This window comes from Microbacterium sp. 4R-513, assembly GCF_011046485.1.
In the GTDB taxonomy this organism is placed as follows: domain Bacteria; phylum Actinomycetota; class Actinomycetes; order Actinomycetales; family Microbacteriaceae; genus Microbacterium.
The window spans coordinates 3437607-3455476 of record NZ_CP049256.1 but is presented as its reverse complement, the minus strand read 5'-3'; the positions used below and the strand labels follow the sequence as shown (position 1 = coordinate 3455476).

General features: G+C 69.6%; 16 protein-coding genes and 4 tRNA genes. 12 read left to right on the top strand and 8 right to left on the bottom strand.

Annotated features, from left to right (window positions below):
• Positions 1 to 4: 4 nt before the first annotated feature.
• Entirely contained in the window at positions 5 to 2413 is a 2409-nt protein-coding gene (locus G5T42_RS15315) for a GMC family oxidoreductase (RefSeq protein WP_206535658.1), read from the top strand.
• Positions 2410 to 3465: an alpha/beta fold hydrolase gene (locus G5T42_RS15310; RefSeq protein WP_165129638.1), complete on the top strand. Its 1056-nt coding sequence runs from the start codon at positions 2410 to 2412 to the stop codon at positions 3463 to 3465. The genes G5T42_RS15315 and G5T42_RS15310 overlap by 4 nt, the downstream gene beginning before the upstream one ends.
• Here the strand turns inward: G5T42_RS15310 and G5T42_RS15305 are convergent.
• On the bottom strand, positions 3462 to 4136 hold the full coding sequence (locus G5T42_RS15305) for a DNA alkylation repair protein (RefSeq protein ID WP_165129637.1): 675 nt from the start codon (positions 4134 to 4136) through the stop codon (positions 3462 to 3464). The two genes, G5T42_RS15310 and G5T42_RS15305, sit on opposite strands and share 4 nt — an antisense overlap.
• 197 nt (positions 4137 to 4333) lie before the next feature.
• Between G5T42_RS15305 and G5T42_RS15300 the strand changes: the two genes are divergently transcribed.
• On the top strand, positions 4334 to 5206 hold the full coding sequence (locus G5T42_RS15300; RefSeq protein ID WP_165129636.1) for a M23 family metallopeptidase: 873 nt from the start codon (positions 4334 to 4336) through the stop codon (positions 5204 to 5206).
• 31 nt (positions 5207 to 5237) lie between these two features.
• A complete protein-coding gene (locus G5T42_RS15295; RefSeq protein WP_241245853.1) occupies positions 5238 to 5435 on the top strand; it encodes a KTSC domain-containing protein in 198 nt (65 codons plus the stop codon).
• A 54-nt stretch (positions 5436 to 5489) separates the two neighbouring features.
• On the opposite strand, the gene G5T42_RS15290 is transcribed toward G5T42_RS15295, so the two are convergent.
• The 3 genes from G5T42_RS15290 to G5T42_RS15280 form a co-directional block, all read right to left on the bottom strand.
• Positions 5490 to 5564: transfer RNA gene (locus G5T42_RS15290), tRNA-Val, on the bottom strand.
• 26 nt (positions 5565 to 5590) lie between these two features.
• Positions 5591 to 5664: transfer RNA gene (locus tag G5T42_RS15285), tRNA-Cys, on the bottom strand.
• Positions 5665 to 5719: 55 nt separating this feature from the next.
• A tRNA-Gly gene (locus tag G5T42_RS15280) sits at positions 5720 to 5792 on the bottom strand.
• 149 nt (positions 5793 to 5941) lie between these two features.
• Between G5T42_RS15280 and G5T42_RS15275 the strand changes: the two genes are divergently transcribed.
• Positions 5942 to 6014 (top strand) — tRNA-Val (locus tag G5T42_RS15275).
• 46 nt (positions 6015 to 6060) lie between these two features.
• On the opposite strand, the gene G5T42_RS15270 is transcribed toward G5T42_RS15275, so the two are convergent.
• The 3 genes from G5T42_RS15270 to zapE form a co-directional block, all read right to left on the bottom strand.
• Positions 6061 to 6579 (bottom strand): type II toxin-antitoxin system PemK/MazF family toxin, encoded by a 519-nt coding sequence (locus G5T42_RS15270; RefSeq protein ID WP_165129634.1) that lies wholly within the window; start codon positions 6577 to 6579, stop codon positions 6061 to 6063.
• Between the two features lie 68 nt (positions 6580 to 6647).
• Positions 6648 to 7922: an ammonium transporter gene (locus G5T42_RS15265; RefSeq protein WP_165129633.1), complete on the bottom strand. Its 1275-nt coding sequence runs from the start codon at positions 7920 to 7922 to the stop codon at positions 6648 to 6650.
• 167 nt (positions 7923 to 8089) lie between these two features.
• Complete coding sequence (zapE, locus tag G5T42_RS15260) at positions 8090 to 9118, bottom strand: cell division protein ZapE (RefSeq protein WP_165129632.1); 1029 nt, start codon at positions 9116 to 9118, stop codon at positions 8090 to 8092.
• Between the two features lie 120 nt (positions 9119 to 9238).
• Here zapE and G5T42_RS15255 point away from each other — a divergent pair, with 120 nt between their 5' ends.
• From G5T42_RS15255 to G5T42_RS15245, 3 genes are read left to right on the top strand one after another with little or no spacing between them, the layout of a single operon-like run.
• Positions 9239 to 10141 carry a sulfurtransferase gene (locus G5T42_RS15255; RefSeq protein ID WP_165129631.1) on the top strand — a complete coding sequence of 301 codons (903 nt, stop codon included), beginning with the start codon at positions 9239 to 9241 and terminating at the stop codon, positions 10139 to 10141.
• Between the two features lie 42 nt (positions 10142 to 10183).
• Entirely contained in the window at positions 10184 to 10624 is a 441-nt protein-coding gene (locus G5T42_RS15250) for a SufE family protein (protein WP_165129630.1), read from the top strand.
• Complete coding sequence (locus G5T42_RS15245; RefSeq protein WP_241246084.1) at positions 10624 to 11385, top strand: dihydrofolate reductase family protein; 762 nt, start codon at positions 10624 to 10626, stop codon at positions 11383 to 11385. Before G5T42_RS15250 ends, G5T42_RS15245 begins: the two co-directional genes overlap by 1 nt.
• Here G5T42_RS15245 and G5T42_RS15240 read toward each other — a convergent pair.
• A complete protein-coding gene (locus tag G5T42_RS15240) occupies positions 11354 to 12577 on the bottom strand; it encodes an alpha/beta fold hydrolase (protein WP_165129628.1) in 1224 nt (407 codons plus the stop codon). The two genes, G5T42_RS15245 and G5T42_RS15240, sit on opposite strands and share 32 nt — an antisense overlap.
• 25 nt (positions 12578 to 12602) lie before the next feature.
• Between G5T42_RS15240 and G5T42_RS15235 the strand changes: the two genes are divergently transcribed.
• From G5T42_RS15235 to G5T42_RS15220, 4 genes are all read left to right on the top strand, one after another.
• Entirely contained in the window at positions 12603 to 13193 is a 591-nt protein-coding gene (locus G5T42_RS15235) for a DUF3000 domain-containing protein (protein ID WP_165129627.1), read from the top strand.
• A complete protein-coding gene (locus G5T42_RS15230; protein WP_165129626.1) occupies positions 13186 to 14385 on the top strand; it encodes an HRDC domain-containing protein in 1200 nt (399 codons plus the stop codon). Before G5T42_RS15235 ends, G5T42_RS15230 begins: the two co-directional genes overlap by 8 nt.
• A gap of 74 nt (positions 14386 to 14459) precedes the next feature.
• On the top strand, positions 14460 to 15662 hold the full coding sequence (locus G5T42_RS15225) for a thiolase family protein (RefSeq protein WP_165129625.1): 1203 nt from the start codon (positions 14460 to 14462) through the stop codon (positions 15660 to 15662).
• 13 nt (positions 15663 to 15675) lie between these two features.
• Positions 15676 to 17820, top strand: coding sequence for a 3-hydroxyacyl-CoA dehydrogenase NAD-binding domain-containing protein (locus tag G5T42_RS15220; protein WP_165129624.1), 2145 nt, complete (start codon positions 15676 to 15678; stop codon positions 17818 to 17820).
• Positions 17821 to 17870: the final 50 nt, after the last annotated feature.

Sequence of the window (17870 nt, the reverse complement as noted above, 5' to 3'; positions counted from 1 at the left end):
AGCCGTGGGGGCACAGGTGGAGCACGTCGACGCCGTCGTGGTGGGCTCCGGGTTCGGCGCATCGGTGTCGGCGTTCCGGCTCGCGGAGGCAGGACGCTCGGTCGTGGTGCTGGAGCGCGGCCGGGCATACCCGCCCGGCAGCTTCGCGCGCAGCCCGTATGAGATGAGCCGCGCCTTCTGGGAGCCGAAGGACGAGCTCTTCGGGCTCTTCGACATCAGATCGTTCCGCAAGATCGAGGGGATCGTCTCGGCGGGGCTGGGCGGCGGATCGCTCATCTACGCCAACGTGCTCCTGCGCAAGGACGAGCGCTGGTTCGTGCACGACTCGCCGCTCCCGGGCGGCGGGTACGAGAACTGGCCGATCGGCCGCAGCGACCTGGACCGGCACTACGACGCCGTCGAGGCGATGATGACGCCGACGACGAACCCGTATCCCGATCTCCCCAAGTCGAAGGCGCTTCGGGATGCCGCCACCAGCCTGGGTCTCGAGAGCTTCGACCCTCCCCTCGCGATCTCGTTCTCGTCGCGGCGGGGTGCCCCGGCGCAGCCCAAGCAGATCATCGAGGAGCCCGCGTACGGCAACCTCCACGGTGCGACGCGTCTGACCTGCCGGCTCTGCGGCGAGTGCGACATCGGCTGCAACGAGGGGTCGAAGAACACGCTCGACCACAACTACCTCTCGGCGGCGAAGGCGAAGGGCGCTGAGATCCGCACACTCGCCGACGTCTTCGGCATCACGCCGCTGCCGGACGGCGGGTACGAGGTGCGCTACACGCAGTACGGCACCGACCCCGAGGCCGACGGCAAGCGGGGTCGTGTGGAAGTGCGGATCACGTGCGAGCAGCTGTTCCTCGGCGCCGGGACGTTCGGCTCGACGACCCTGCTGCTGCGCAACCGGGTCGCCCTGCCCGCGCTCGGGCGTGCGCTGGGCAGCCGCTTCAGCGGCAACGGCGACCTTCTGACGTTCTCCCTCGCGGCGCAGGCGGCGTCGGACTCGGGGCAGATGCGGCTCATCGACCCGGCGTACGGTCCGGTCATCACGACGGCGATCCGCAAGCCGGACGGCGTGGATGAAGAGGGAGCGGGCCGCGGCTACTACGTGCAGGAGGCCGGCTTCCCCGAGTTCGCGAACTGGCTCATCGAGACATCGCAGGTCACCTCGTCGATGAAGCGCGCGGCCGCCGTGGTGCGTCAGCTGATCTCGTATCGCCTGAAGAACACGAATGAGTCGACCATCTCGGCCGAGGTCGCCAAGCTCGTCGGGCAGGGGCGGCTCACCTCCAGCTCGCTCCCTCTCCTCGGCATGGGTCGCGACACTCCGGACGGCAGGATCACCCTCACCGACGGCGAGCTCGACGTGGAGTGGACCACAGCGACGAGCGAGGCCTACTTCGACTCGATGCGCAGCACGATGCGCGACATCTCCGACACGCTCGGCGGACGCTTCCGCGACAACCCCCTCTGGTGGACGAAGCGCGTCATCACGGTCCACCCGCTCGGCGGAGCGCCGATGGGCCGTCACGTCCACGAGGGCGTCGTCGACAGCTGGAACGAGTCGTTCGGGCACCCCGGGCTCTTCGTCGTCGACGGCTCGGCCGTACCGGGCCCCGTCGGCCCGAACCCCTCCCTCACGATCGCCGCGATGGCCGACCGGGCCGTCGAGCGCGTCCTCGAGCAGCCCAGGAAGAAGGGGCGTCCCGCCTCTGCCGCGGCGGCACCTGTCGAGGAGCCGGAACCCGTCGCGCCGGCCGATCCCATCGCGGGCCGCGGCATGGAGTTCACCGAGAAGATGCGCGGCTTCATCGCTCTGGGCCAGACCGACTCCCGGACCGGATGGCGGATGGGGCGCCAGCTCACGCAGCGCTTCATGTTCAAGCTCACGATCACGGCGCCGGACGTCGAGCGCTTCGTCGGCACGGAGGATCACACCGCCGTCGCGAAGGGCTACGTCGACAGCGACATCCTCGGCGGGCAGCTCCCGGTGCAGCGGGGCTGGGCGAACCTCTTCGTCGACACCGAGCACGACGGCACGCGCGAGATGCGCTACCGGCTGTGGTTCAGCGACATGTCGGGCACCCCCATCACGATGTACGGCTTCAAGACCGTGCGCGACGACCCTGGCTTCGATATCTGGACCGACACCTCGACGCTCTACATCAGGCTTCTCAAGGGGCACGTCCCCCCAGGGCCGAACGGCGCCGACGACGGCACCGGCGAGGTGATCGCGGCGGGAATGCTCCGCATCCTCCCCGCCGACTTCGCGCGGCAGCTCACGACGTTCAAGGGCTCGGGACGTGGTCCGATCGCATCGATCGCGCGGTTCGGCACCTTCTTCACGAAGTCCGTGATGGATGCCTACCTCCCGCCCGCCTCGGAGAAGGGGCCCTCGCCCCGCCAGGAGGCCGGCCGATGACCGCGCTCGCCGTCAACCGTCGGCTGCACGTCGACGAACCGCATTTCCTCCGCACCGAGGACGGCGTCGCGCTCACCCTCATCCACGTGCGTGGCCCGCACGAGCCGACGAAGGGGCCGGTGCTCCTCGTCCACGGCGCCGGGATGCGTGCCGAGTCGTTCCGCCCGCCGGCGATCCGATCCCTCGTCGACGTCCTCCTCGAAGACGGACGCGACGTCTGGATGCTGAACTGGCGAGGCTCGACCGACCTCGCGCGCATCCCGTGGACCCTCGATGATGTGGCCCGGTACGACCACCCCGCCGCCGTGCGCCATGTCTCGGAGCAGACCGGTTCGACCGCGATCAAGGCCATCGCGCACTGCCAAGGCTCGACGAGTCTCAGCATGGCGGTCGTGGCGGGGCTCGTGCCCGAAATCGAGACGGTGGTCTCGAACTCGGTCTCGCTCCATCCCGTCCTGCCGGGTTTCGCGAAGGTCAAGCTGGGCGTCCTGCGCCCCCTCTTCCAGGGCCGCGAGCCCTACGTCGACGTCGCCTGGGGCGACGGGCCGGAGCGAGGCATCCGTCGTGCGACGCGCAATGCCGTACGGCTGTGGCATGTGGAGTGCCGAGAACCCTCCTGCAACATGGCGAGCTTCGCGCTCGGCTCGGGTCATCCCGCCCTCTGGCATCACCGCAACCTCGACGCTGCCACGCACAAGTGGCTGAGCGGCGAGTTCGGCCAGATCCCGATGAGCGTCTATACGCAGCTCGCGAAGTCCGCGCGCGCGGGCCAGATCGTGGCGATCCAGCCCCGGGACGGGATGCCGCTCCGCTATGCGAGCGCGCCGCCGAAGTCGGAGGCGCGCTTCGCCCTCTTCACGGGTGCGGACAACCGCGCGTTTCTGCCCGCAAGCCAGCGCGCCACCTACGCCTATCTCGCTGAGCATCAGCCCGGTCGCCACTCCGTGCGCGTGATCCGCGGCTATGGGCACGCCGACGTCTTTGTCGGCCACCGCGCGCACATCGACGTCTTCCCCCATTTCGTGGCGGCCCTCGACGGGGCGCCGATCTAACCTGCCGGTCCGATGTGCTTGAGCGCCTCGCGCACGGTGAGGGCGCTCAGGTCGTGGTGGGCGACGAAGCGGCGCACCCAGTCCGGCTGAACCCGCGCGTACTCGCGCAGCGCCCACCCGATCGCTTTGCGGATGAAGAACTCCCCGTCCGCCGTGTTCGGCTCGATCGCATCGGTCAGCAGGTCAGGGTCGACCCGATCGCGCCGCCCGAGCTGGGCGAGGATCGCGAGGCGGCGCATCCAGAAGTCGTCGTCGACGGCCCACCGCCGCACGAGCGCCGCGGTCTCGTCCGGTCGCGCATCGAGCGCCTCGGCCAGCCGGTGCGCCAGCTCGTCTGTGATGTCCCACCACTGTCCCGTGCGCACCATGTGCTCCGCCAGCGGCAGCACGGCCGGATCGGCCCTCAGCGGCCGGAGGGCGAGCAGCGCCATCGCGGCGTAGCGCTCTTCGCGATGGGATGCCTCGTCCCACAGCTGCCGCGACGCCGAGAGAAGGGCCGAGGCATCCGTCGTCCGCTGCGCTGCAGCGCGCGTGAGGCGCCGCACCTCCGGCACAGCCACGCCGTAGAACGGCATCGCCGACTTCATGTAGGCCTGCTGGCCGGGCGCGCGCTCCGCGTCGGCCGCTGCCCGCAGTGCCGCGCGGATCGCATCGGGAAGGGCGCTGCTCATGAGGACACGCTAGCGGCGACGCCGGTCCGCCCTCAGCGACCACCGCTTCGCCGGCGCTCGCCACCGCGGAGGCCTCGCCGCCGAGTCGCAACGGGCGTATCTTGGGGGCAACGTGGGCGATGGGGGTCATCACGTATCAGAAGCCGTGTGATGCGCCGGTGAGCGTCGGGGGGACGTACTGGGATCACAGGAATCGAGTGCCACCCTCCCAGGAGCCGGGCACTGATTACGCGTGCGCGCCGGGCACCACGGTGCGCTGCGCGGCGGACGGATGGGTCATCGACCGCAAGCTCACCAACAGCGGAGCGATGGGCAGGTACATCACGGTCGCGCTGGACGACGGCCGAACGGTCCGGTACCTCCACCTCTCGAGCCCGTGGGCCCGGGTCGGGGACCGGGTCGCTGCAGGTCAAGGGATCGCGGCATCGGGCGCCTCCGGGTTCGGATCGGATCAGGGTTATGGGGCGCATGTGCATGTGACGCTGTGGCCCGGCGCCGCCTGGGCTGCGACCCCGATCGACTTCCACGCGCACGCCGGGGCGGCCTCCGCATCGCTCGCTGCGGTCGCGGTCCGCCGGCCACGCGCCACCCAGCCACGAGAGGAAGAGACGGAGATGAAGACCATTCGGCGTCCCGAGGGGACGATCTTCTTCGCGGACGAGATCGGCGCCGACCATGTCGGTTCCTATCGCACGCCCGATATCGGACTCGGAGAGTTCCTCGAATCGATGTCCAAGGTCTTCGGCGCGACGGAGGAGGTGAGCGCCCGCGAGTTCGACATCGCTGTGGCGATCGCGCAGCGCCGCTGGGCTGCGAAGCGGGCCGAGATCGTCAACGAGGTGGTCGCGAAGCTCACGCCGATCGTGGCGGGTGCGCAGCCAGTGATCGACCCGGCTCTGATCCGCGATGCCATCCTCTCCACCCTCGACGGCCTGGACGCCGGCCTCGATCCGGCGACGATCGACGCGATCGCCAACAACATCGCCAACGACCAGCACGACCGCATGAGCGGGATGCCGGACCGGTTCCCGACCGAGCCCCTGCCCGACCGCGGCAGCCGTCACGACTGATCGCGGCATCGACAGGGTGAAGCGTTCACATGTGGAGTCGACGGTCATCCGCGCGGTGGGCTACGACACGGCGACGGCGGTGCTCGAGATCGAGTTCACCTCCGGCGATGTGTACCGCTACTACGCCGTCCCGCCCTCCGCTCATCGCGCCCTGATCGGGGCGGAGAGCGCCGGGCGCTTCTTCGCGGAGAAGATCCGGCACGTCTATCCGACCGAGCGGGTGAGGTAGCGGCATCCCCCTCCCCCGCAACGACGAAACCCCCGGCGAACCGGGGGTTTCAGTTGGTGCGCGATACTGGGATCGAACCAGTGACCTCTTCCGTGTCAGGGAAGCGCGCTACCGCTGCGCCAATCGCGCCTGTGAAGGCTCTTCAGTTGAGAGAGTGGAGGTGGCGACGGGATTCGAACCCGTGTAAACGGCTTTGCAGGCCGGTGCCTAGCCGCTCGGCCACGCCACCGCGTGTGGTTTGACCCCACGTGCCGTGACTCCCCGTCGGGGAATCCCTGCACTCGAGCGGATGACGAGACTCGAACTCGCGACCCTCACCTTGGCAAGGTGATGCGCTACCAACTGCGCTACATCCGCGTTACTCCGGATCTCTCCGGCGCTTGAATGACTTTAGCCGATCCCCGCGCAGGTGCAAAACCGGACGGAGCCCGCGCGTGTCACACCGGTGTGATTCGTGCGGCCCCGCGGCATCCGGTAGGATCGGGACTCGGCCCCAACGGGCCCACGGGCGATTGGCGCAGTTGGTAGCGCGCTTCCTTCACACGGAAGAGGTCATCAGTTCGAGTCTGGTATCGCCCACCCTGCGAAGCCCCGGATGCGTCCGGGGCTTTCGTGTCTTCCGGCCTCAGGCGCCCTCGACCGCCCAGCCGTAGCGCTGGTGCAAAGCGCTTGCCACGCGCGTGAACCGCTCGAGGTCGAGAGCGGATGCCTCGCGCCGCATGCCTGCGGAGTGCACGGTGTAGAGCTGCTCGATGTCGACCCAGGACGGTCGTCCCTGCGGGTCCCACGGACCCGATCCGATCGCGAGGAAGTCCCGATCGCCGTCGTGGGACTTGGAGGTGAGGCGCACCGCGTACACGCGCGAGTCGTCCAGGCGTCCGATGACGAGGACGGGGCGGTCCTTGCCGCGTCCGTCTCGCTCCGCGTACGGCACCCAGGTCCAGATGATCTCGCCCGCGTCGGGATCGCCGTCGAGGTCGGGCTGATAGGTGATCCGGAGCGCCTTCGCGGCCGGCGGTGCGATCTCGATCGTCGCGGCGAAGCCGGAGCGGCCGTCGCCGTGGGACGTCGTCGTCGCCGGAGTGCGCCGGGACGGCGTCAGAAGGCTCTTCAGGGCTCCGAGGAGGCTGCGGCGCGGGCTCATGACCCACACCCTAACGGGACGCGGAAGGGGCGCCGCGCAGCGCGCGACGCCCCTTCCTGGTTACGGTGTCAGCCGCGGGTGTCGGTGAGGACGTAGCCCTCCTCGCCGTGCACGACGGTGTCGATGCCGGCGATCTCGTCCTCGTTCTTGACGCGGAATCCGATCGTCTTCTGGATGATCCAGCCGATGGCGTACGCGAGCACGAACGAGTAGATGAGCACGGAGAAGGCGGCGATCGCCTGGACGAGCAGCTGCGTGCCGTCGCCGCCCGTGAACAGTCCGACGCCGGTCGCGAAGAAGCCGATGTACAGCGTGCCGATGAGGCCGCCGACCAGGTGGATGCCCACGACGTCGAGCGAGTCGTCGAAGCCCCACTTGAACTTGAGCTCGATCGCGAGAGCGCAGACGGCGCCGGCGATGAGGCCGAGGAGGATGGCCCATCCCGGCGTGAGCGAGGCGCACGCCGGGGTGATCGCGACGAGGCCTGCAACGGCGCCGGAGGCGGCGCCGACCGAAGTGGGCTTGCCGTCCTTGATCTTCTCGACGATGAGCCACGCGAGCAGGGCCGCCGCGGGAGCGGCGATCGTGTTGACGAACGCGAGAGCGGCCGTGTTGTCGGCGGCGAGCTCCGATCCGGCGTTGAAGCCGAACCACCCGAACCACAGGAGGCCGGCGCCGAGGAGCACGAACGGCGGGTTGTGGGGCACCTGGATGCCCTTCTGGAAGCCGACGCGCTTGCCGAGGACGAGAGCCAGGGCGAGGGCTGCGGCACCGGCGTTGATGTGGACCGCCGTGCCGCCCGCGAAGTCGATCGCGCCGGCGCCCAACCAGGTCTGCAGACCGTAGGTGATCCAGCCTCCGTAGGCGAAGCTGCCGTCGTCGGCGAGGCCGAAGTTGAAAACCCAGCTCGCCACCGGGAAGTAGACGATCGTCGCCCAGATCGTCGCGAAGATCATCCATGCGCCGAACTTGGCCCGGTCGGCGATCGCGCCCGAGACGAGCGCGACGGTGATGATCGCGAACGTCGCCTGGAAGGCGACGAAAGCGAGGGGCGGGTACGCCGCGCCGTCAGGCGTCTCGAGCAGGCTCGTGAGGCCGAACTCGGCGGGGTCGATCGCCCACGGCGCCTGGATCTGTCCGTCGGCGGTCTTCGGGAACGCCACGGCGTAGCCGTAGAGCACCCAGAGCACGCCGATGAGACCCATGGCGCCGAAGCTCAGCATCATCATGCTGATGACGCTCTTGGCCTTCACGAGTCCGCCGTAGAAGAACGCCAGTCCCGGCGTCATGAGGAGGACGAGGGCGGCTGCGATGAGGATGAATGCGGTGTTGCCTTGATCCATCTCGGGAGGAACCTCTCTGCAGGGACGCAGGGAATAGCGTCGGGTCCGCCCATTGTCACGAGCGCCCGTTACCGCGGACCGGGATGCCTGTTTCGCGTCTGTTACGCGTACCGTGCCCGTGTAAACATCAGGTTTCGGGCAGCCGCAAGTCGTCCGCGGACCCGCTGTCAGTCGTGCGTCAATGCCACCAGGCGCGAGATTGCGCGCAGGTACTTCTTGCGGTACCCGCCGCCGAGCATCTCCTCGCCGAAAACCTGGTCGAGTGAGACGCCGGTGGCCCGGATCGGGATCTGGGCGTCGTAGGCACGGTCGACGAACGCGACGAAGCGCAAGGCGGCCGACTGGTCGTCGAGCTCGGCGACGTCCCGCAGGCCGATCGTCGAGAGCCCTTCGATGAGCCTGATGTACCGGCTCGGGTGCACGCGCGACAGGTGATCGATGAATGCCGGGAAGGCGTCGTCCGACGCGACGCCGCGGGCCGCGGCATCCGTCACCGTCCTCTCGTACTCGGAGTCGGTGAGCACGGCGGCGTGCCCGTCGATCGCGCGCTGGCGGTAGTCGGTGCCGTCGATCCGCAGCGTCTGGAAGTTGGCGGACATCGCGTGGATCTCGCGCAGGAAGTCCTGCGCCGCGAACCGGCCCTCGCCGAGCGCGTTGGGAGGGGTGTTGGATGTCGCGGCCATGCGTGTGCCGCCGGCGACGAGCTCGCCGAGCAGCCGCGTCATCACCATCGTGTCGCCCGGGTCGTCGAGTTCGAACTCGTCGATGCAGAGCAGGTCGGAGCCGCGGAACAGCTCCACGGTGTTCTGGTAGCCGAGAGCGCCGACGAGGGCCGTGTACTCGATGAACGAGCCGAAGTACTTCCGGCGTGCGGGCAGCGCGTGGTAGATCGCCGCGAGGAGGTGCGTCTTGCCGACCCCGAAGCCGCCGTCGAGATAGACGCCGGGCTTGAGCTCCGGACCCTTCTTGGCGCGGCGGAAGAAGCCGCCCTTCGCGACCGGCTGGCCCCTGCCCGAGAAGGCCATGAGCGTGTCCTTGGCCTCCTGCTGCGAAGGGAAGGACGGGTCGGCACGGTACGACTCGAAGGTCGCGCCGTCGAACTGCGGCGGCGGCACGAGGGCCTCGACCATCTCGGCGCCCGACACGTGAGGCATGCGCTGGGTCAGGTGCACGATTCCGGAAGCCGTCGTGGTCATCTCGTCCTGTATCGCCGTCTTACGGGGTGGATGCGCCCGCACCCGCGGGAATCTAGGGTCGGAAGCGCGCGTTCAACCCTACGCCGTCGCCCGCCCGCCCCCTTCACCCGAGGAGTGCCGTTGTCCGTCGAGTTCGACACCTCGTCCCCCAAGTTCGCCGACTACGCCGAGCCCGGCCGCCTCGTCACGGGCGACTGGCTGCAGGCGCGGCTCGGTCAGCCGGGTCTCGTGGTCGTCGAGTCGGACGAGGACGTGCTCCTCTATGAGACCGGCCACATCCCCGGTGCGGTGAAAGTCGACTGGCACACCGAGCTGAACGACCCGGTCGTGCGCGACTACGTCGACGGCGAGGGATTCGCCGAGCTGCTGAGCCGCAAGGGCATCCGGCGCGACGACACCGTGGTCATCTACGGCGACAAGAACAACTGGTGGGCCGCGTACGCGCTCTGGGTGTTCTCCCTGTTCGGCCACGAGGACGTGCGCCTCCTCGACGGCGGCCGCGACAAGTGGATCGCGGAGGGTCGTCCTCTGACGACGGATGCCTCGACCCTCGAGCCGACGGACTATCCGGTCGTCGAGCGCGACGACTCGACCCTCCGCGCCTACAAGGAGGACGTGGTCGCCCATTTCGGCAACCCGCTCATCGACGTCCGCTCCCCCGAGGAGTACAACGGCTCGCGCACGTCCGCGCCCGCCTATCCGGAGGAGGGAGCGCTCCGCGCCGGGCACATCCCGTCGGCCCAGAGCGTCCCGTGGGCCCGCGCCGTGGCGGCGGACGGCGGCTTCAAGACCCGCGCCGAGCTCGATGCGATCTACCGCGGCGACGCGGGCCTGCAGGACGGCGACGACATCGTCGCCTACTGCCGCATCGGCGAGCGGTCGAGTCACACCTGGTTCGTCCTGCACCACCTCCTCGGCTTCGAGCGGGTCCGCAACTACGACGGCTCGTGGACCGAATGGGGCAGCGCGGTCCGGGTGCCGATCGCGACGGGCGACGAGCCGGGCGAGGTCCCGGGCCGCTGACCGCCGGGCCCCGGCATCCCGCCCCGTGAAAGGATGGTGGCGATGACCGAAGCCGTCCTTCCCGAGACCCTCGCCGAGATCCGCGACGAGTTCCTCGAGCTGCCCGAGGCCGATCGGCTGCAGCTGCTGCTCGAGTTCTCGAACGAGCTCCCGGACGTGCCGTCCGAGTACGACGACCACCCCGAGCTCCGGGAGCGCGTGGCGGAGTGCCAGTCGCCGGTCTACATCATCCTCGACGTCGCCCCCGATGGGCGGGTCGCGATGCATGCGACCGCGCCGAAGGAGGCCCCGACGACGCGCGGGTTCGCGAGCATCCTGGTTCAGGGGATCTCGGGCCTCACGGCCGACGAGGTGCTGGCGATCCCCGACGACTTCCCGCAGAGCATCGGCCTCACGCGCGCCGTCTCGCCGTTGCGCATCGCCGGCATGACCGGCATGCTCATGCGCGCCAAGCGCCAGGTGCGGGCGAAGCTGGTGGCGTGATGGAGCTCGCGCCCAAGCCCACCGACTCCCCCGCGGAGGCCGGCATCGTCACCGAGCTCTTCCCCCGCTCGCTCGAGTCGGCCCGTATCGGCGACGAGGGCACGGACGAGTGGATGTCGCGGCGCTATGCCGTGGAGGGCGACCGGATCGTGCGGCTCAACCTGATCACGACCATCACGGGGGCGACCTCCGGCGACGACGGCACGAGCGAGAGCATCACGTCGCGCACCGATCGCTACGTCCTCGGCGCGATCCGCCGCGCATCGGACGTCGTGGTCGTCGGCGCCCAGACCGTCCGCATCGAGGGCTACCTGCTGCCGAAGACGGCGCGACTGGCCGTGGTCACCTCGACGGGCGACCTCGGCGCGGGCAAGCTGAGCGCGGCCGGCCGCGAGGACCGCCCGCCGGCGCTCGTGCTGTGCCCGCAGGACCGCGCCGACCTCGTGCGACACGCGCTGGGCGATGCCCCGGCGGAGGTCGTTCCGCTTCCGACCGACGGAGAGCGCCTGACGCCCCAGACGATCGTCGCGGGCCTGCGCGCCAAAGGGTTCGGCCGCATCGTCTGCGAGGGAGGCCCCGAGCTCGCGACGCAGTTCGTCGAGGCGGGCGTGGTGGATGAGCTCTGCGTCACGGTGTCGCCCGTGCTCGAGCCCGCACGACAGCCGTTCGTCCGCCTCACGGAGCGCGTCGAGACCCGGGTCGCCGGCATGCTCGTGGACGATGCGGGCTTCAGCTATCTGCGGCTTCGCGTGCGGGGATGAGGTCGTGGCGCTCGAGCCAGGATCGGATGCTGTCGCTCCAGCGCTCCTGGTCGTAGTTCCACAGCTTGGTGTGGCGCGCCACCTCGAACACCTGCATCTCGACGAGATCCGGGCGCCGGACGACGAGCTCGTGGGAGGCGTCCGACGGCACGAAGCCGTCGTCGTCGCTGTGCAGGATGAGGACCGGATGCCGCAGCTCGGCCGCACGCGCGACCACGTCGAGACGGTCGAACGGGATGGCGGCACCGGTCCGCGTGACGGGCGTCGCCCACTCCGACTGCAGCGCGCCGATCGCGAGGCCCTTCACGGCCGTCGGGAGGCGGTACTGCTTGGCCTGATAGTCGAGCACGACGCGCCAGTCGATGACAGGCGACTCGAGGATGAGACCCGCGATGAGGTCGCGGTGGGCGCTGTTCAGATCGACCTGCAGCGAGATGGCTCCGCCCATGGACCAGCCCATGAGGATGACGCGCCGGGCGCCGCGCCTCCGCGCGAATCCGACGGCGGCATCGACGTCTCGCCACTCGGTCGCCCCGAGGGTGTAGGTGCCCGAACGGCTGCGCGGGGCCTCGCCGTCGTTGCGGTACGACACCACGAGGGATGTGATGCCCAGCCCGTGGAAGAGCGGCACGGCGCGCAGCGCCTCCGCGCGGTTGGTGCCCCGGCCGTGCACCTGGATGACCCATGTGTCGGTGGACTCCGCCGCGGGGAAGAGCCACGCGGGGCACGGGCCCACGGCCGAGCCGATCAGCTCCGGGGTGAACGGGATGTGCAGCTCTTCCGGCCGGTCGTAGTACCAGCCGCTGAACGCCGCGTCCGACGACAGGCGCGATGCCGGTCCGATGTGCGTCAGCAGCTTGCGCTTGACCGAATGCGCGTCCTCGGCGAGCACCGAGCCGAGCTTCACGTAGGACGCCGTGCCGGTGGTGAAGAGGCCGTATCGACCTGGGAGCTCCGTGTCGGCGGTGCGGCTGAGCGTGATCGTCTGGGCCGCCGTGTCGAGGTCGAGGATCTTCGTGTCGGGCACGCGGGTAGCAGGGGTCACGATCTGCCGCGCCGTGCGCACCGAGAGGACTCCGATGAGGCCCAGCACGCCCCCGAGCGCGAAGCTCAGCGCGACGACCGCCGCACGGACGCCGGCCATCAGCGCGGGTGTTGCGCCACGCGTCGCGGCGCGCCTGGGAGTGACCATCGAGGCCTCACTCTAGTCTGTCCGCGTGGCTGAGCTTCGTCCCCCGGCGACGCCTGTGTCGTTCGCCCAGGCGGCCGCGGACGTGCGCTCGGTGAGCTTCCGCGACGACCTCGTCGTGCGCGAGATCGCCGCGCCGTCGGGTCTCGCCCCCGACGCCCTCGCGGTGGCGGCCGACGTGCGTCCGGACGCCCCCGGCGAGGACTCCGCCTACGGCACCGGACGCTTCGTCCTGCTCCACGACGACGGCGAACCGTCGGGCTGGGAGGGCCCGTGGCGGATCGTATGCTTCGCCCAAGCGCCCCTCGAACCCGACATCGGGGTCGACCCGCTCCTGGCAGATGTGGCATGGTCGTGGCTCGTGGATGCTCTCGATTCTCGTCACGCCGCTTACCGGGCCGCGTCCGGCACGGCGACGAAGACGCTCTCCAAGGGATTCGGCTCGCTGGCGGCCGAGGGCGACGGCGCGCAGATCGAATTGCGCGCCTCGTGGTCGCCGTCGGGGCCGATCGGCGCTCACGTCGAGGCGTGGGCGGAGCTCGTCTGCATGCTCGCCGGTCTTCCGCCGGGCTCCGAGGGCATCACGATGCTCGGATCGCGCAGGTCGCCGCGTGGCTGAGTACGAAGTCATCGCCGACGCGGAGGGACTCGAGCACGCGGCATCCGTCCTCGCCGGTGGAACCGGACCAGTCGCGGTCGATGTCGAGCGCGCATCGGGCTTCCGCTACTCCCAGCGCGCGTACCTCATCCAGGTGTTCCGTCGTGACGCGGGTCTCTTCCTCTTCGACCCCCCGCCGATCGGCGACTTCACCGCCCTGCAGGGCGCGATCGGCGGTGCCGAGTGGGTGCTCCATGCAGCGAGCCAGGACCTGCCGTCGCTCCGCGAGCTGGATCTCGTGCCCGCGTCGATCTTCGACACCGAGCTCGCCTCCCGGCTGCTCGGCCGGGAGCGCGTGGGGCTCGGCGCGGTCGTGGAGGAGACGCTCGGCATCGCGCTCGCGAAGGCGCACTCCGCTTCCGACTGGTCCACACGCCCTCTCCCCCAGGCCTGGCTCGAATACGCGGCGCTCGACGTCGAGCATCTCGTCGATGTCCGCGACGTCCTCGCCGAAGCGCTCGAGAAGCAGGGGAAGATGCAGTTCGCCGTCGAGGAGTTCCAGGCCGTGCTCGATCGGCCGCCGAAGGTCGCGCGCGAAGAGCCCTGGCGGCGATTGAGTGGCCTGCACACCGTCCGCGGACGGCGCTCGCTCGCGATCGCGAGGGCGCTGTGGGTCGCCCGTGAGGAGTTCGCGCAGGCGGAGGATGTCGCGCCCGGGCGGCTCGTCCCCGACCGGGCTCTCGTCGCAGCCGTGCTCGCCGATCCCAAGTCGAAGGCCGACCTCGCCCGCGTGAAGGAGTTCACGGGACGCGCGAGCCGCACGCAGCTCGACCGCTGGTGGGCGGCCATCGAAGCCGGCCGCGCCACCACGGAGCTCCCCAGCGAGCGCGGGACCGGCGGCGACTCCCTTCCGCCGCCGCGCGCCTGGGCAGACCGAAACCCGCCCGCCGATGCACGGCTCAAGACCGCACGCCCGCTCGTCGAGGCCCGCGCGGCCGAGATCGACATGCCCGTCGAGAACCTGCTTACGCCGGAACTGCTGAGGCGCGTCGCCTGGGCTCCGCCCGAGCCCGTCACCGCGGCATCCATCGGTGAAGCGCTGGCGGAACTGGGTGCGCGGCCCTGGCAGATTGAGCAAACCGCACAGGTGATCGCCGATGCCTTTGTCGGATCCGTGCAAGGGCCGTCGGAGGCGTCGGAAACCGCTTCGTAGGTTTCCCCCACCCGATTCCGGGGCATTCGGGGCCGCTTCTAGGGTGGAAGCATCCCCAACTTTCTGGAGGCAGAGTGGCCGAGATTTCGGACGTCTTCTTCGTCGATGGAGTGCGCACACCCTTCGGGCGCGCCGGCGAAAAGGGCATGTACTGGAACACCCGCGCCGATGATCTCGCCGTCAAGGCGACCATCGGCCTCATGGAGCGCAACCCGGACGTTCCCAAGGATCGCGTGGACGATGTGGCGATCGCCGCGACGTCGCAGACGGGCGACCAGGGCCTGACCCTGGGCCGCTCGGTGGCGATCCTCGCGGGGCTGCCGCAGACGGTTCCCGGCTTCGCCATCGACCGCATGTGCGCGGGCGCCATGACGAGCGTCACGACCATGGCGGCGTCGATCGGGGTCGGGATGTACGACGTCGCGCTCGCGGGCGGCGTCGAGCACATGGGTCACCACCCCATCGGCGGCAACGCCGACCCGAATCCGCGCTTCGTCGCGGAGAAGATGGTCGACCCGGGTGCGCTCAACATGGGCGTCACGGCGGAGCGCATCTTCGACCGCTTCCCGCACCTCACGAAGGAGCGCTCGGACCGCTACGGCATGCTGAGCCAGCACAAGGTGCAGGCCGCCTACGACGGCGGCAAGATCCAGCCCGACCTCGTGCAGGTCGCGATCAAGGGCGCCGACGGCGCGTGGGGCCTCGCGACCGAGGACGAAGGTCGCCGCCCCCAGACGACGATGGAAGACCTGGCGAGCCTCAAGACGCCCTTCCGGCCGCACGGCCGCGTCACGGCGGGCACGTCCTCGCCCCTGACGGACGGGGCGACGATGTCGCTCCTCGCGGGCGGCGGCGCCGTGAAGGAGCTCGGACTCCGCCCCAAGATGAAGCTCGTCTCCTTCGCCTTCGCCGGCGTGCAGCCCGAGATCATGGGCATCGGCCCCATCCCGTCGACCGAGAAGGCGCTCAAGAAGGCCGGCCTCACGATCGACGACATCGGTCTTTTCGAGCTCAACGAGGCGTTCGCCATCCAGGTCATCTCCCTGCTCGACCACTTCGGGATCGCCGACGACGACCCGCGGGTCAACCCGTGGGGCGGTGCCATCGCGTTCGGCCACCCGCTCGCCGCCTCGGGCGTCCGGCTCATGATCCAGCTCGCGGCGCACTTCGCCGAGCGCCCCGACGTCCGCTACGGCCTCACCGCGATGTGCGTGGGCCTCGGGCAGGGCGGCTCGGTCATCTGGGAGAACCCGCACTACGACGGCAAGAAGAAGTAGGAATCACCTCGCAATGACGAACTACGACGAGATCGACTTCTCGCCCCTCGAAGCCCTGACCGATGGAGAAGTGATCACGCACTCCCCCGTGCGCGACATCCGCCTCCCGTCGGGCAAGGTGCTCGCCCTCATCACGCTCGACAACGGCCGTGACCACAACCGCCCGAACACGCTCGGGCCGGCGACGCTGACGGAACTCGGCGCCACCCTCGCGACCCTCAAGGCGCGCGCGGCCGCGGGTGAGATCCAGGCCGTCGGGATCACGGGCAAGCAGTACATCATGGCGGCCGGTGCCGACCTGTCCGACATCACGCGCCTCGGCTCGAAGGAGAACGCCCGCCTCATCGCGCAGCGCGGACACCAGGTGCTCGGCGGCCTCTCCGAGCTCGGAGTGCCGACGTTCGCCTTCGTGAACGGGCTCGCGCTCGGCGGCGGACTCGAGATCGCACTGAATTCGACGTACCGGACGGTGGATGCCTCGGCCGCGGCGGTCGCGCTCCCCGAGGTCTTCCTCGGCATCATCCCGGGGTGGGGCGGCGCGTACCTGCTGCCGAACCTCATCGGCATCGAGAACGCGCTCGAGGTCGTGGTCTCGAACCCGCTCAAGCAGAACCGCATGCTCAAGCCGCAGCAGGCCTACGAGTACGGCATCTTCGACGCGATCTTCCCCGCGGCCACCTACCTCGAGGACTCGCTGAAGTGGGCCGACGGCGTGCTCGGCGGCTCGGTCAAGGTCGTGCGCAAGAACGAGCCGGGCAAGATCGAGCGGCTCACGAAGTGGCCTATCGCGATCAAGGTCGCCCGCGGGATGCTCGAGTCCAAGATCGGCACCGTGCCGAAGTCGCCGTACGCCGCGCTCGAGCTGCTCGACAAGGCGAAGAGCGGCACGAAGGCCGAAGGCTTCGCGCGCGAGGACGAGGCTCTCGCCGAGCTCGTGACAGGCGACCAGTTCGCGGCATCCATGTACGCCTTCGATCTCGTGCAGAAGCGGGCCAAGCGGCCGGTCGGCGCGCCCGACAAGGAGCTCGCGAAGAAGGTCACGAAGGTCGGCATCATCGGCGCGGGTCTCATGGCGAGCCAGTTCGCCCTGCTCTTCGTGCGCAAGCTGCAGGTGCCGGTGCTCATCACCGACCTCGACCAGGCGCGTGTGGACAAGGGACTCGCTTACATCGGCGACGAGATCGCCAAGCTCGAGGCGAAGGGGCGCCTCGACGGCGACACCGCCAACAGGCTCCGCGCTCTCGTCACGGGCACGACCGACAAGAGCCTGTACGCCGACTGCGACTTCGTCATCGAGGCCGTCTTCGAGGAGGTAGGGGTCAAGCAGCAGGTGTTCGGCGAGATCGAGCAGATCATCGCCGACGATGCGATCCTCGCTACCAACACCTCGTCGCTCTCGGTCGAAGAGATCGGCGCGAAGCTCGCTCACCCCGAGCGTCTGGTCGGCTTCCACTTCTTCAACCCGGTCGCCGTCATGCCGCTCATCGAGATCGTCAAGACGCCGCAGACGACGGATGCCGCGCTCTCGACCGCCTTCGTCGTCGCGAAGGGCCTCGGCAAGAACGCGGTGCTCACCGCCGACGCTCCGGGCTTCGTCGTGAACCGGCTCCTCGCCAAGGTCATGGGCGAGGCGGCGCGCGCCGTCTACGAGGGCACTCCCCTCCTCGCGGTCGAGAACGCCTTCCGCCCGCTCGGCCTGCCGATGACGCCGTTCCAGCTCATCGACCTCGTCGGCTGGAAGGTCGCCGCGCACGTTCAGGACACGATGGCGCACTCGTTCCCCGACCGCTTCTACGCGAACGAGAACTTCCACCGGCTGGCTGAGCTGCCCGAGGTCGTCGAGAAGGACAAGTCGGGCCGCGTGACCGGCTGGTCGAAGGCCGCCTCCGGCGTCCTGAAGGGCGCCGTCGGCTCGACCCCCGCGAGCGAGGACGAGATCCTCCGACGCGTGCAGGACGGACTCGCGCAGGAGATCAAGCTCATGCTCGACGAGGGCGTCGTCCCGGAGGTGGAGGACATCGACCTGTGCCTCATCCTCGGCGCCGGCTGGCCCTTCATCGACGGCGGGGCGTCGCCCTACCTCGACCGCGAGGGGGCGTCGGAGCGGGTCTTCGGCGACACCTTCCACCACCCGGTGATCAAGGGGATCGGCGGCTGAGGCATCCGTTCATCGAAAGGGCGGTCCTTTTTCGGAAGGACCGCCCTTTC

What these genes read in the sequence shown, in the direction of transcription:
- G5T42_RS15310 (WP_165129638.1), top strand. Translation starts at nt 2,410, where the DNA reads ATGACCGCGCTCGCCGTCAACCGTCGGCTGCACGTCGACGAACCGCAT.
- G5T42_RS15305 (WP_165129637.1), bottom strand. Translation starts at nt 4,136, where the DNA reads ATGAGCAGCGCCCTTCCCGATGCGATCCGCGCGGCACTGCGGGCAGCG.
- G5T42_RS15270 (WP_165129634.1), bottom strand. Translation starts at nt 6,579, where the DNA reads ATGAGCCCGCGCCGCAGCCTCCTCGGAGCCCTGAAGAGCCTTCTGACG.
- G5T42_RS15265 (WP_165129633.1), bottom strand. Translation starts at nt 7,922, where the DNA reads ATGGATCAAGGCAACACCGCATTCATCCTCATCGCAGCCGCCCTCGTC.
- zapE (WP_165129632.1), bottom strand. Translation starts at nt 9,118, where the DNA reads ATGACCACGACGGCTTCCGGAATCGTGCACCTGACCCAGCGCATGCCT.
- G5T42_RS15250 (WP_165129630.1), top strand. Translation starts at nt 10,184, where the DNA reads ATGACCGAAGCCGTCCTTCCCGAGACCCTCGCCGAGATCCGCGACGAG.
- G5T42_RS15245 (WP_241246084.1), top strand. Translation starts at nt 10,624, where the DNA reads ATGGAGCTCGCGCCCAAGCCCACCGACTCCCCCGCGGAGGCCGGCATC.
- G5T42_RS15240 (WP_165129628.1), bottom strand. Translation starts at nt 12,577, where the DNA reads ATGGTCACTCCCAGGCGCGCCGCGACGCGTGGCGCAACACCCGCGCTG.
- G5T42_RS15220 (WP_165129624.1), top strand. Translation starts at nt 15,676, where the DNA reads ATGACGAACTACGACGAGATCGACTTCTCGCCCCTCGAAGCCCTGACC.